The sequence below is a fragment of the Acinetobacter sp. YH12129 genome, assembly GCF_013418685.1.
In the GTDB taxonomy this organism is placed as follows: domain Bacteria; phylum Pseudomonadota; class Gammaproteobacteria; order Pseudomonadales; family Moraxellaceae; genus Acinetobacter; species Acinetobacter amyesii.
The window spans coordinates 1-13935 of the sequence record NZ_VPBP01000007.1 but is presented as its reverse complement, the minus strand read 5'-3'; the positions used below and the strand labels follow the sequence as shown (position 1 = coordinate 13935).

Genomic DNA, 13935 nt, shown 5'->3' with positions numbered 1-13935 from the left:
AGTAAAGTGGCTAAGAGTTTAATGAGTGAAATTAAAAGCAGAATGGCAGTGAGGGACAATAAATATCATCAAAACCCCAGATCTGGGAAAAATTGTCTGACAATATTTATGCCTATTGAAAGCTATATTGGAATTCATTTCCGTGAATTGGGTTCTAAATACCGCTTTTTCTATATTCATAGACTAAAGTCTTGCAGAAAAAAACTCTAAAATCTTTTATTTTATGATTAGGAAAATATATATTTGATATTTTTTAAATAAATACAATATTAATAATCAATAACTTATGTAAATTTGCTGTATCTTAAATATGCATTTTAGTCGGGGGTTAGCTGTTCTTTTCTCTCAAATCGCGTTAAAATTCACACATTCCTTCCTTAATTTATTTTCTCCTATTATGAGTAATTCTACTGCTGCGGCATTGTGGTCTAACATTCGTACTGTCCAAGATTTCCCAAAACCAGGAATTTGCTTCTTTGACCTTACGCCGTTATTTATGAATAACATCGAATCGTTAACTGATGCCCTAATTGCAAGTATTCCAGCTGAGCAATTGGCAGAAGTAGATAGCTTTATTGCGGTTGAAGCGCGTGGTTTTGTTTTGGCAAGTTTACTTGCTCAGCGTACTGGCAAAGGTTTGGTCTTGGTGCGTAAAGCCGGCAAATTACCACCACCAGTGGTCGGTGTTGGTTACAGCCTTGAATACGGTCTAGATCGTCTTGAAATGTCGGCTGAAATCGAATCACAAAAAGTGATTATTGTAGATGACGTATTGGCGACGGGCGGTACGCTTCGTGCAGTGAAACAATTGGCTGAAAAATGTAAACACCAAGTTTTAGGAGCAAGCATTTTCTTAGATTTGCCTGACTTGCATAAAGATTTAGGTTTAAATATCTGGTCTGTTTTAGATGATAAAACACGTCCTGAAGCAGATGCTGCCTAAGCGTCAGCTTTAAAATGTAAAAAGCCTTGTCTATGACAGGGCTTTTTTATGTCTGATAAAAACGACGTTGCTGCTTATGATGAATATTATGATTTATTTTTTTAAGTAGTTTAATTCGAGATGCTGGATTAAATCATTAATATTTTCAGGGCATTGTAGACGATGGTGTCCGCCATCCATGACTTGAACTTGCATATAATCTTCGAGTTGTTGCTCTGCTTCATACATATCTAAGATTTCATCACCACGTTCGATATAGGCAATTTGTGGAATATCGTGATCCAAATCCATTTCATTGATTGCAGGGTAGTCGTCGCGAAAGTCTGGATGCAGGCTCGGGTTGGCAATTACACACGGAATGCGATGAAACAGCGACATTTTCAAAGCCCAGTATGCCCCGAGACTATGACCGACGATGATATCGGGCTTAATAGTTTCAATACTCTCGTGGTAAAAGTCCGCAACAGTTTGAAAATTTAAGTTGCGATAGTCCACTTCAATGCAGAATTTTTGTTTTGCATCGATGGCATGGAATTTGGTGGATTCACGGGAAGAATCTAATCCATGTAAAAACAGAATTTTCGATAAGCAGGAAGTCATTGTTTTTCTACACACTGTTTTCAGGCATTTTGGATGTGTTGAATATTTTATTTTTCAACAATTTTATGATTTCATTGTAGAGAGAATTGTCAAAAAGAGAATTTAGCTTTTGGTCTAATTTGTAGGCATTTAAAAGACTTTAGTCTTAAAGAAAATAGAGTAAAAGGTTGAATTAAGCTATTGAAATATATTTCAATATATTGATGTTTATGGATGTTTTAAAGTATGTGGTTGTCATTTAGATGTCGCTAAATATTGGCTTACTGAGTTTAAATATTTAACTTTTATCTCGTGCATATCTGAAAGGTATGAATTAAGCAAACCTGAAAGTATAGCTGTCAAAACAACTTACTTTGATAAATTTCAACTTATTGAAAAAATGCGCACATTGCTTACTGCTCAATTCAAAGGAAATCTGCTATGCTATGCAACTTCCGTTTTTTAACTATTTGAGACAGAGATGACGCAACATAACGCTCAATCGACTTCTGAACAAGCCATTTCCGAAAACGATTTAATTGCACAGCGTCATGCCAAGTTAGAGCACATCAAAGAGCACGCCAAGGAAACAGGTGTTAGCCCGTGGCCTAACACATTTAAGCGTGAACACTATGCACAAGATTTACAAGACCAATTCGCTGAAAAATCAAAAGAAGAAATTGAAGCAGGCGAAAAGGTTTATGTAAAAGTTGCTGGTCGTGTGATGTTGAACCGCGGTTCATTCATCGTAATCCAAGATATGACTGGTCGTATCCAGCTTTATGTACCACGTAAAGAGTTGGATGCTGATGTTCTTGCAACTATTAAAGCACTCGATTTGGGCGATATTATAGCCATTGAAGGTTATATTGGTCGTTCTGGTAAAGGTGACCTGTATGTTCATATTGAACATTTTGAGCTTTTAACTAAATCACTTCGTCCTCTTCCAGACAAATTCCATGGTTTGACTGATACTGAAGTTAAATACCGTAAGCGTTATTTAGACCTCATCATGAACGAAGAAACACGTAAAACTTTTGAAATTCGTGCAAAAGTGGTGTCAGGTATTCGTTCATATTTGAGCAATGAGCGTTTCATGGAAGTTGAAACACCAATGATGCATGTGATTCCGGGTGGTGCGTCTGCGCGTCCATTCGAAACTCATCACAACGCTTTGGATATGCCTTTATTCTTACGTATTGCACCTGAGCTTTACTTAAAACGTTTGGTCGTTGGTGGTTTTGAGCGTGTGTTCGAAATTAACCGTAACTTCCGTAACGAAGGTGTATCAACACGTCATAACCCAGAATTCACCATGATCGAATTCTACCAAGCGTATGCAGACTACAAAGACCTGATGGCTTTGACTGAAAATATGCTTGAAAAATTGGCGATCGACATCTTGGGTTCGACTGATGTGCCTTATGGTGATGAAGTGTATAGCTTCAAAGGTCCATTCAAGAAGATTTCGATGTTTGATGCGATTCTTGAACACAACCCAACGTTCACTGCTGAAAATGTAGCTGACCGTGAGTTCCTTGCTAACTTCGTTAAAAATGAACTGAAAGAGCAAGTAAAACCTGGTTTTGGTTTAGGTAAACTTCAAACCATCGTATTTGAAGAAACTGTTGAAACTGAACTTCGTCAACCGACATTCATCACAGAATACCCTGCGGAAACTTCACCATTAGCACGTCGTAATGATGATAATCCACATATTACCGATCGTTTTGAATTCTTCATCGGTGGTCGTGAGTTGGCAAATGGTTTCTCAGAGTTAAATGACCCAATTGATCAAGCTGAACGTTTCCAAGCTCAAGTTGCCGAAAAAGATGCAGGTGATGATGAAGCAATGCATTACGATGCAGACTTCATTGAAGCATTGGAATACGGCTTACCTCCTACAGCGGGTGAGGGTATCGGTATTGACCGTTTGGTCATGTTATTTGCCAATGCTGCAAGTATTCGTGAAGTGATCTTGTTCCCACATATGCGTCATAAAAACTAATTTAGTTTTTGAAATAAAAACCCGCTTAATGCGGGTTTTTTTATTGTTTCAATAGAGGATATTTAATTCTTCTTAGCCAATTTTCAGACAAAAAAATACGCAATGATTGGGGTGTTCATTGCGTATAACAACGAATCTGTTTTCACAGGTTCGGTAAAGGAGAAATGTTATGAATTTAGATATTCCTAAAACATAAATAGATAATAGAGTGAACGGTCAGTCATTTCATTGGTGTTCACGTTAAGTGATGTTACCTAACGTTAAAACTAAGGAGATTTTGTGAATACCTTCACAAAAAGTGCCTATAAAAAAGCCTTTCACATTGGAAAGGCTTAATTTTATAGAATTTTTTAAATTTAGAAGTGGAAAACACCCAGTCCAGATTTAATTTCATCTAACGTTTGTTGGGTAATATCACGGCATTTATCGGTACCGGTTTTTAAAATATCCATGATGTAGTCAGGATCTTTTTGCAATTCTAAACGGCGTTCACGGATCGGGCCGATCAGCTCTTTTAGCACGCCTTCAAGACGCTTTTTCACAGTACCATCGCCTAGGCCACCACGACGATAGTGTTCTTTCAGCTCTGCAACAGCTTCTTTATCAGGATCGAATGCATCGAGGTAAGTAAATACGACGTTACCTTCAACTTGACCTGGATCTTCAATACGTAAATGATTTGGATCGGTATACATTGCATTAACAGCTTTCTTGATATCTTTATCAGTCGCGTCAAGCACAATGGTATTGCCCAAAGATTTAGACATTTTTGCTTTACCATCAAAACCTGGCAAGCGGCCGACATTAGAGAGTAAAGCTTTACATTCAGGAAGTACGTCACGACCAATTTGACGGTTTAAACGACGAACAATTTCGTTGGTTTGTTCAATCATTGGAATTTGGTCTTCGCCGACAGGAACGACAGATGCTTTAAACGCTGTAATATCGGCAGCTTGAGCTACTGGATAGCATAAGAAACCTGCAGGAATGTCACGCTCAAATCCACGCATTTGAATTTCAGATTTGATGGTTGGATTACGCTCTAAGCGAGACACCGTCACAAAGTTCAAATACAACATGGTCAATTCATTTAATGCTGGTAAGCATGATTGAACGCAAATCGTGGTTTTGGTTGGGTCAATTCCTACAGCAAGATAATCGGTTGCGACTTCAATAATATTGCGACGAACTTTTTCGAAGTTATCGGCATTATCAGTTAAGGCTTGAGCATCAGCTAAAAGAAGATGTTGATGATGCGAATCTTGTAAACCTACACGTGAACGTAAAGAACCTACAAAATGACCTAAATGTAATTGTCCAGTCGGACGGTCGCCAGTCAAAATCACTGGACGATTATCTTGAGTACTCATTATCTGTTCCAAAGTGGTAGTCAAAGCTACGGCTGATTTTCAAAGAATGTCCCCATTGTACGGCATTCTATTTTTGATTGTTACTGACACAGCACAATTGACTGAAAAATGGGTGAATATTTTGTTAATTATTAAAAAACTAAATACAATTTTAGCGTTAAATAGAATTAGAATATTAAAAAATGCCTAAAGGATAAAAATAATGGCGAATAGCTTATTAATCTTACTTGATGATATTGCAACTGTGCTGGATGACGTTGCTGTTATGAGTAAGATGGCAGCCAAAAAAACAGCGGGTGTCCTTGGGGATGATTTAGCACTGAATGCGCAACAAGTCAGTGGTGTCCGTTCAGATCGTGAACTTCCAGTTGTTTGGTCTGTGGCCAAAGGTTCTTTTATTAATAAATTAATTTTGGTTCCGGCTGCTTTATTGATCAGTGTGGTTGCACCTTGGCTGATTACACCACTATTGATGATTGGTGGTTTGTTCTTATGTTATGAAGGTGTGGAAAAAGTTCTGCATAGTTTGCATCATAAAAAAGCCAAAACAGAAGGAGTTGCTCGTGAAGAGATGACTCATATTGAAACGGATTTGGTGACTTTTGAGAAAGAAAAAGTCAAAGGCGCCATCCGGACCGATTTTATTTTATCTGCTGAAATTGTGGTGATTTCATTGGGTACGGTTGCAACTGCGGCATTTGGGACCAAGGTCATGGTACTTTCGGTGATTGCAATATTAATGACCGTTGGTGTCTATGGTTTTGTCGCGATGATTGTCAAAATTGATGACTTAGGGCTTTATCTCACTCAACAAGCATCACAATTTAAAAAGACCGTTGGACAAGGTTTGTTAGCATTTGCACCTAAGTTGATGAAGACATTGACCATTGTCGGTACCATTGCCATGTTTTTAGTGGGTGGTGGCATCATTACCCATGGTGTGCCTTTACTACACCATTTTATTGAAGGCTCTGTAGATTATGCAGAACATATTCCTACAGTTGGCAGTATTGTGGGTGCATTAACACCGACTTTAATCAATTTAGTGACAGGTTTTATTGCAGGTTTAATCGTGTTGTGCGTCGTATCTTTAATTCAAAAAGTATGGCCAAAGTCGCAAAAGGATTAATCTGTAAACGCACGGATATCAACTATTTTATATAAGGAAGATCACTATGCGCTGGAAAGGTCGAAGAGTTAGTTCAAACGTAGAAGACCGTCGCGGTGGTGGCGGTGCAAAAGCGGGTGGGATCAGTATTCTCGGTTTGGTTGTGGCATTTGTTGCGTGGAAGTTTTTTGGTGTAGACCCGCAGCAAGCATATCAGGCGACCAAACAAGTGACTTCACAGGGTCAAACGGCTGAAGTCAAAGGTCTGGATAATCCAACACCTGAACAACAAGAAGCGATGGATTTTGTTGGAACGGTTTTGGCTGATACGGAAGATACATGGACTAAAGTCTTCCAAGAACAGTTAAATGCCCAGTATAAACCGCCTAAGTTGGTTATGTTTAATGGTGTGGTCAACTCGGGTTGTGGTACAGCACAAGCTGCAATGGGGCCGTTTTATTGCCCAGCAGATCAAAAGGTCTATATTGATACTACATTCTTTAAAGATATGCGTACGCAAATGGGCATTACGGGTGAACAAAATCAAACTGAATTGAGTCGTCAAGATCAGGCGGGTGATTTTGCGCAAGCCTATGTGGTTGCCCATGAAGTTGGACATCATATCCAAACGATTTTAGGCATTTCTGATCAAGTTCAACAAGCCCGTGCGCAAGCCTCAAAAGCTGAAGGTAATCGTTATTCGGTCATGCAAGAACTACAAGCAGACTGCTTTGCGGGTATTTGGGCGCATCATAATCAACAGCGTACCCAATTTTTAGAGCAGGGCGATGTAGAAGAAGCGATGGACGCTGCACATAAGATTGGTGATGACTATTTACAGAAAAGTGCAACTGGGCAAGTGGTCCCAGATAGCTTCACGCATGGCACCAGTGAACAACGTATGAAATGGTTCCAGACAGGGTTGAAATCAGGCAATATCAATAGCTGCGATACCTTTAATCAAGCCATTTAAAACAAAAAAAGAGGATGCAAACATCCTCTTTTTTCATTGATAAATTGATTGAAGCTCATTTGTTGAGAAATGATCTAAAGTTTCGAACAATACGATAGCTCACATACAAGGCGGCAAATGCAAATAAAGCCACGCCAAAAACAGTATATTTAAGGCCTGAAATATCGTTTTGATAGAACTGTTTTAATTGGGCATCGCTATAGCGTAATTGTTGTTTTTGTCCAGTGCGGCTATTGGTAAAACTCACACTTTGGATATATTGAAATTGTCCGATTTTCAGTAAATCGAGGTGTTGAATTTGTCGGGTATGTTGCTGATTAAATTCATCTAGACAAATATCTTGTGCATAGTTTTCACAGCTCAGCTTGGCAAGATAACCATTATTCGCCAGCATGATAAATATTGCATGATCAGGTGATTCATTATTGGAGACCAAAACCAATTGTTCTTTGGGTGTTGAATCCAGTGAAACCTTTTTTGCCTGACTAAAATAGTGCTCAGCACGTAAAATTTCCTGTGTCTTGCTAAAACAAGTCAGGATCAGCGCTGCAGTAATGATAAAGATCACAGCAGCAAAAAAGAGTCGAAAAATAGTTTTAATGGTCTGATGCATAGGAGAAATAAATTAGAGGATAAAAATGCATAAAATCGATGCAGGCTTGCTATGTTAAAGGATCTTGATAAAAGATGTGAAAAAAACTGAATTGATACACGTAATTTAGATAAAATTCGTTAGAATATTTTATTTCCAAATACTAAAAAATTTAGTATTTATTTTCAAAATACCTATATCTCACTCTGTAGGCGACACAGCACCAAAATTGGGAACGAAATGGGAAATTATTTTTTTCTACAGGTTTTTACCGTTATTTTTGCACTTTCAATTGCAACCACGATTTTTAATAAACGTATCTTGGGCTTTCCACAAGCCATAGGTGTTCCCATTGTTTCTGCAATTTTTGTCTTTATTTTGCAATGGGGCGCAAGTCTGCTCAATGGCAATCAATTTGTGACGATTAATTTGCACAATATTGAAGAGGCCGTTCGTCATATCGACTTTTATGACTTTTTAATTAATGGCGTGATTTGTTTTATTTTGACCTCATCTGCCTTGAAATTTAAAGTTTCAGATTTACGTTTGCATTGGAAACCAATCAGTATTTTGGCCAGTATAGCCTTGGTGCTCTGTGCGGTGTTTTTTGGTGTTGCTTTATATGGTTATCAGTTCTTAATTGGTCATCATGTTGATTTATTAGTGTTGTTGTTATTAGGTGCTGCTTTAGGTGCGACTGACCCGATTGGGGTCAAAGGTGTATTAAGTTCTGTACGTGCGCCACATCATTTGATGGTGAAATTAGAAGGCGAATCTCTCTTTAATGATGCCATGTGTATTGCCGTGTTTATGACTTTACTCAATGTCTTGCAAGGTGAGCATTTTACCGTCCTTGGTACGCTTGAAACACTGTTATATGAAATTGTTGTTGCAATCATTATTGGTTGGGCATTTGGTTTAGGGATTTTACGTTTACTCCGCGGTAAACATGAAATGGAGTCCTTGATTTTAACCACAGCATTATTGGCAAGTGGTTCATATCTAGTCGCTTTATTCGCACATGCATCTGCACCAATTGCATGTGTTATTGGTGGTCTGATCGTTGGGAATAAATGGAAAGAAATCCTCCAAGACCGAGAAATCAGGGAAGTGAACCATTTCTGGCATACCGTGGAAGGAATCATCAATTCCTTCTTATTTACCCTGATCGGTCTCGAGTTATTTATCTTAGATTTAAGTCTTAGCTTGATTTTAGGCGGTATGGTGGCGTTTATTATTTTGCATGCATCGCGCTTTGCAGCAAACTATTTATCCTTCGCATTTTTCCCGAGTTTCCGCAAAAAAAGCTATAACGGTAGTCTTGCGATTTTATCGTGGGGTGGGGTTCGTGGCGGTATTTCATTGGCCCTAATCCTTGCGGTTGCCAATATTCCTGAACTTAGTGAATACAGTAGTATTTTGATTGGATATACATTTATCGCAGTATTAATGTCGGGCCTCGTGTGTGGCTTAGGTTTACCTGCTGTGATGAATGCTTTTTATTACAATCCGAATGAAGAAACCAAAGGCTTCAAAGGTTGGTACCAAAGAATGTGCCATAAAATGAATAAAAAGGGCTTCCAATATATTGTGGGCGAAGATATCCATGGTAATGAAACCATTACGGTTTATAACCCTGAAGCGTTAATAGATACCAAAGCGGATGATGGTGTAGCTGCGGTACATAACCCAGAAAAAGTGCAAGAAGTTCGTCGTTTGGAGAACCCCGAAAACTTCTAAAACTGATTTGTTTGACTTAAAAAAGGAAATGCGAGGGCATTTCCTTTTTTATTACTAGTTGTATTCCACCAAGTAACATCAAAATGCGTGAAATTATGACTAGTCATTCATCGGTATTATTGTGACTTGCATCACACAAATAAGTGTTTGTTATTACTTGTATAAAGATGGATCTAAAATCTGAGCCTATTGATAAAAATAATACAATATTCAAGCAATTGTGCAAAATAAATACAAAGCGTGATATAACGCACACAATTAAAAAATTATTTTTAATGAGTTGTAATTAAAGAAATTATTAGTCACCAATAACTCATTACAAAACCAAAAAGCATAAAAACGGCCCTAATACAAATAAATGAGGTTTTACCTATGCCGCAAATTTCTGTCATTTCTAAAGAAAGTCATAAAGTTTTGGATCAAGTTGAATCCAATCAAATTGGGCTTATAGAAAATTCTGTCATCGTAGTCAAAATCCGGAAAGAGGATGTTGCTTCAATTACAAAGAATGGTGCTGACGCAATAATCACCTTAAAAAATGGGGAAGTGATTACTGTACAAAACTATTTTAGTGAGGCGACACCAGATAATAGTTTGGTATTTGAGGATGAAGACGGCACATTGTATTGGGCCAAATTTACAACAGTCAACGGTGATATTGCGGATGTTATTCAGTACCAACCTTTAGATGAAATTGAACCGCTGCTCTATAACGATTCTTTGACAGGTGTAATTTTACCTTGGATTACGGGAGCAGCCGGTGCTGGTTTATTGGGTGCGGCTATTGGTGGTGGATCTGATTCATCTGGTGGTTCTAAGGATACGACTAAACCTGAAGCGCCTAAAGATGTAGTAATTACCGATGATGGTGAACATGTCACAGGTAAAGGTGAGCCGGGTACTACGGTAGAGGTGAAAGATCAAGATGGCAAAGTCATTGGCGCAGGCACAGTGGATTCATCAGGTAATTTTGGTGTTGAACTTAAAGATCCTTTAACCAATGGTGAAACTGTTGAAGTCACTGTGACAGACAAAGCAGGCAATGAGTCAGAACCAACAGAAGCTACTGCAAAAGACACCACCAAACCTGATGCGCCTAATGCAACCTTAAATGAAGACGGTACAGCAGTAACGGGTAAAACTGAGCCGGGTGCAAAAGTTGAAGTGCGCGATGAAAATGGCAAATTAATTGGTTCAGGAACTGCAAACAGTCTAGGTGAATTTGAAATCCCAGTATCGCCAGCAGTGACTGATGGTGAGACTGCCAAAGTTACAGCAAAAGATGTAGCAGGAAATACTTCTGATCCAACTACCGTTACAGGTGGTAAAGACACGACCAAACCTGATGCGCCTAATGCAACATTAAATGAAGACGGCACGGTAGTAACGGGTAAAACTGAGCCGGGTGCAAAAGTTGAAGTACGCGATGAAAATGGCAAATTAATTGGTTCAGGAACAGCAAACAGTCTAGGTGAATTTGAAATCTCGGTATCACCTGCAGTAAGCGATGGTGAAACTGCCAAAGTGACAGCAAAAGATGCAGCAGGCAATACTTCTGATCCAACTACCGTAACAGGTGGTAAAGATACGACCAAACCTTATGCACCTAAAGATGTGGTGATTACCGATGATGGTGAGCATGTCACTGGTAAAGGTGAGCCGGGTACTACGGTAGAAGTGAAAGATCAAGATGGCAAAGTCATTGGCACGGGTACAGTGGATTCATCAGGGAATTTTGATGTTGAACTTAAAGATCCATTAACCAATGGTGAAACAGTTGATGTGACTGTGACAGATAAAGCAGGCAATGAGTCAGAACCGACGGAAGCTACGGCAAAAGACACCACCAAACCTGATGCGCCTAAAGATGTGGTGATTACTGATGATGGTGAACATGTCACAGGTAAAGGTGAGCCGGGTACTATTGTAGAAGTGAAAGATCAAGACGGCAAAATCATTGGCACAGGTACAGTGGATTCATCAGGTAATTTTGATGTTGAACTTAAAGATCCATTAACCAATGGTGAAACTGTTGATGTCACTGTGACAGATAAAGCAGGCAATGAGTCAGAACCAACAGAAGCGACTGCAAAAGACACCACCAAACCTGATGCGCCTAATGCAACTTTAAATGCAGACGGCACAGTAGTAACGGGTAAAACTGAGCCAGGCGCAAAAGTTGAAGTTCGTGATGAAAATGGCAAATTAATTGGCTCAGGAACAGCAAACAGTCTCGGTGAATTTGAAATCCCTGTATCACCAGCAGTGACCGATGGTGAAACTGCCAAAGTGACAGCAAAAGATGCAGCAGGCAATACTTCTGATCCAACAACCGTGATTGGTGCAAAAGATACGATTAATCCTGAAATATCTATTGAAGATACAACTTTAACTCAGGATTCAATGCCTAAATTTAAAGGTAAAACAGAAGTTGGCACTGACGTTAGCGTTGTTATCAGAGATACTAAAGGCGAAATTGTTAATCAAGGAAAGGCAGAGGTCATCGGTGATCAGTGGAGTTATCGTGCTGATAAAACCCTGATTGATGGAGAATACTCAGTTGAGGCCATTGCTACAGATGCTGCTGGTAATATCGGTCGTACCACAGACACATCATTTACAATAGATGCTACAGCACCAATTGTCACGATTGACGATTTTAAAGAACCTAATTTTATAGGTACTGTGAATGAAGATGCGAATATTCAAGTCCAAGTACAAGATTCAAATGGCAAGGATATTGCTGGCACGACAACGGTAAAAGATGGTACTTGGACATTTACTCCAGATTCACCTGTTGCCGAAGCTGATTATACAGTGACTGTGACTGCAACTGATGCTGCGGGTAATCAACAGACAGAAAAGGGAACGGTTAATACCACTTTACCGACGGTTGATATTGACGATTTATTTGGTACATCGAATTTTGCTGCAGCATTTTCTCGTGTCAGCACATTAAGCGTGCCTGCAAACGTTCCGCAGACCAATCAAACGAAGCCAACATTCTCAGGAACTTCGACCAAAAGTGTAGAAGTGACGGTTTACCTGCGCGATGCCAATAATAAAGTTATCGATTCAGGCCTAGCGAAACTCGACACCGCTACAGGTAAATGGACCTACACGCCAGCGAATGAATTGCTCGAAGGCTATTATGTACTTGAAGCTGTATCAAAAGATGCAGCCGGTAATATTAGTAGCCCAGCATCTAAAACCTTCGTGATTGATATCACTGATCCAGTAATTGAAATTCAAAATGCAGTACTCACCAATGATGTAACTCCTGATGTAAAAGGCAAAACTGAAATTGGTTCTACCGTGACGGTTACAGTTAAAAAGCCGAACGGAGATGTTATTGAGACTGGTACCGCGACAGTGGATGCGAAAGGTGATTGGAGCTATAGCGTTAAGGCAAATTTAACGGATGGTGGATATCAAGTTACTGCTAATGCAAAAGACAAAGCTGGCAACATCAGTGATGATGTAAAGACCCAAGTGACTGTTGATAGTTCAGCACCAAAAGCAACAATTACGATTGCCGATAATGGCGATGTGAAAATCAGCTTCAGTGAAAAAGTCGTTGGCTTTGATGCTGACGATGTACAGGTCACTGGTGGCAAACTCAAAGACTTGGCACAACAAGCCGATGGTAGTTGGACTGCTAAAGTCGTGGCGAATGGCACAGATGGTAGTGCAGCGACCGTTAAACTCGATATTGCTTCAGGTAGTTATAGTGATGCGGCAGGCAATGCAGGTCAAGCAGCGACAGCTTCACATAGCGTGGCAAGTGTCGATAGTACAGCACCAAAAGCAACGATTACGATTGCTGACAATGGCGATGTGAAAATCAGCTTCAGTGAAAAAGTGGTCGGTTTTGATGCAGACGATGTACAAGTTTCTGGTGGAAAACTCAAAGAATTGGCACAACAAGCCGATGGTAGTTGGACTGCTAAAGTCGTGGCGAATGGCACAGATGGTAGTGCTGCGACCGTGAAACTGGATATTGCTGCAGGAAGTTATAGCGATGCGGCAGGCAATGCAGGTCAAGCAGCCACAGCTTCACATAGCGTGGCAAGTATCGATAGCACAGCCCCAACAGCAACGATTAGCATTGCGGATAATGGCGATGTGAAAATCAGCTTCAGTGAAAAAGTCGTTGGCTTTGATGCAGACGATGTAGAGGTCACTGGCGGAAAACTGACAGACTTAGCACAGCAAGCCGATGGAAGTTGGATCGGTAAAGTTGTGGCGAATGGCACTGACGGTAGTGCAGCGACCGTGAAACTGGATATTGCTGCAGGCAGCTATAGCGATGCGGCAGGCAATGCTGGTCAAGCCGCAACTGCTTCACATAGCGTGGCAAGTATCGATAGCACAGCCCCAACAGCAACGATTAGCATTTCCGACAATGGTGATGTGAAAATCAGCTTCAGTGAAAAAGTCGTTGGCTTTGATGCTGACGATGTACAGGTCACTGGTGGCAAACTCAACGACTTAGCACAACAAGCCGATGGTAGTTGGACTGCTAAAGTCGTGGCGAATGGCACAGATGGTAGTGCAGCGACCGTTAAACTCGATATTGCTTCAGGTAGTTATAGTGATGCGGCAGGCAATGCAGGTCAAGC

Annotated in this window: 9 protein-coding genes; 6 read left to right on the top strand and 3 right to left on the bottom strand. The window is 40.0% G+C overall.

Annotated elements, in window-relative coordinates; all coding sequences use genetic code 11:
• Positions 1-397 precede the first annotated feature (397 nt).
• Positions 398-943 carry an adenine phosphoribosyltransferase gene (locus FTU65_RS05845; RefSeq protein ID WP_078189930.1) on the top strand — a complete coding sequence of 182 codons (546 nt, stop codon included), beginning with the start codon at positions 398-400 and terminating at the stop codon, positions 941-943.
• A gap of 93 nt (positions 944-1036) precedes the next feature.
• Here FTU65_RS05845 and FTU65_RS05840 read toward each other — a convergent pair whose 3' ends face one another.
• Positions 1037-1543: a YqiA/YcfP family alpha/beta fold hydrolase gene (locus tag FTU65_RS05840; RefSeq protein WP_078189929.1), complete on the bottom strand. Its 507-nt coding sequence runs from the start codon at positions 1541-1543 to the stop codon at positions 1037-1039.
• 460 nt (positions 1544-2003) lie between these two features.
• On the opposite strand from FTU65_RS05840, the gene lysS reads away from it, so the two are divergent.
• Positions 2004-3530 (top strand): lysine--tRNA ligase, encoded by a 1527-nt coding sequence (gene lysS, locus FTU65_RS05835; RefSeq protein ID WP_180011039.1) that lies wholly within the window; start codon positions 2004-2006, stop codon positions 3528-3530.
• A 356-nt stretch (positions 3531-3886) separates the two neighbouring features.
• Here lysS and trpS read toward each other — a convergent pair whose 3' ends face one another.
• The gene (trpS, locus tag FTU65_RS05830; RefSeq protein ID WP_168379231.1) at positions 3887-4900 is read right to left on the bottom strand and encodes a tryptophan--tRNA ligase; all 1014 of its coding nucleotides are present in this window, start codon (positions 4898-4900) and stop codon (positions 3887-3889) included.
• Between the two features lie 202 nt (positions 4901-5102).
• On the opposite strand from trpS, the gene FTU65_RS05825 reads away from it, so the two are divergent.
• Both FTU65_RS05825 and FTU65_RS05820 read left to right on the top strand, forming a co-directional pair.
• Complete coding sequence (locus tag FTU65_RS05825; protein WP_180011037.1) at positions 5103-6029, top strand: DUF808 domain-containing protein; 927 nt, start codon at positions 5103-5105, stop codon at positions 6027-6029.
• A gap of 46 nt (positions 6030-6075) precedes the next feature.
• Positions 6076-6981, top strand: coding sequence for a neutral zinc metallopeptidase (locus FTU65_RS05820; RefSeq protein WP_180065237.1), 906 nt, complete (start codon positions 6076-6078; stop codon positions 6979-6981).
• A gap of 55 nt (positions 6982-7036) precedes the next feature.
• Here FTU65_RS05820 and FTU65_RS05815 read toward each other — a convergent pair whose 3' ends face one another.
• Positions 7037-7594 (bottom strand): hypothetical protein, encoded by a 558-nt coding sequence (locus FTU65_RS05815; protein WP_180065236.1) that lies wholly within the window; start codon positions 7592-7594, stop codon positions 7037-7039.
• Between the two features lie 219 nt (positions 7595-7813).
• Between FTU65_RS05815 and FTU65_RS05810 the strand changes: the two genes are divergently transcribed.
• Together FTU65_RS05810 and FTU65_RS05805 are read left to right on the top strand one after the other, a co-directional pair.
• A complete protein-coding gene (locus FTU65_RS05810; protein WP_180011033.1) occupies positions 7814-9313 on the top strand; it encodes a sodium:proton antiporter in 1500 nt (499 codons plus the stop codon).
• 372 nt (positions 9314-9685) lie between these two features.
• On the top strand, positions 9686-13935 hold a 4250-nt coding region (locus FTU65_RS05805), incomplete at its 3' end, for an Ig-like domain-containing protein (RefSeq protein ID WP_180066509.1).

What these genes read in the sequence shown, in the direction of transcription:
- FTU65_RS05845 (WP_078189930.1), top strand. Translation starts at nt 398, where the DNA reads ATGAGTAATTCTACTGCTGCGGCATTGTGGTCTAACATTCGTACTGTC.
- FTU65_RS05840 (WP_078189929.1), bottom strand. Translation starts at nt 1,543, where the DNA reads ATGACTTCCTGCTTATCGAAAATTCTGTTTTTACATGGATTAGATTCT.
- lysS (WP_180011039.1), top strand. Translation starts at nt 2,004, where the DNA reads ATGACGCAACATAACGCTCAATCGACTTCTGAACAAGCCATTTCCGAA.
- trpS (WP_168379231.1), bottom strand. Translation starts at nt 4,900, where the DNA reads ATGAGTACTCAAGATAATCGTCCAGTGATTTTGACTGGCGACCGTCCG.
- FTU65_RS05825 (WP_180011037.1), top strand. Translation starts at nt 5,103, where the DNA reads ATGGCGAATAGCTTATTAATCTTACTTGATGATATTGCAACTGTGCTG.
- FTU65_RS05820 (WP_180065237.1), top strand. Translation starts at nt 6,076, where the DNA reads ATGCGCTGGAAAGGTCGAAGAGTTAGTTCAAACGTAGAAGACCGTCGC.
- FTU65_RS05815 (WP_180065236.1), bottom strand. Translation starts at nt 7,594, where the DNA reads ATGCATCAGACCATTAAAACTATTTTTCGACTCTTTTTTGCTGCTGTG.
- FTU65_RS05810 (WP_180011033.1), top strand. Translation starts at nt 7,814, where the DNA reads ATGGGAAATTATTTTTTTCTACAGGTTTTTACCGTTATTTTTGCACTT.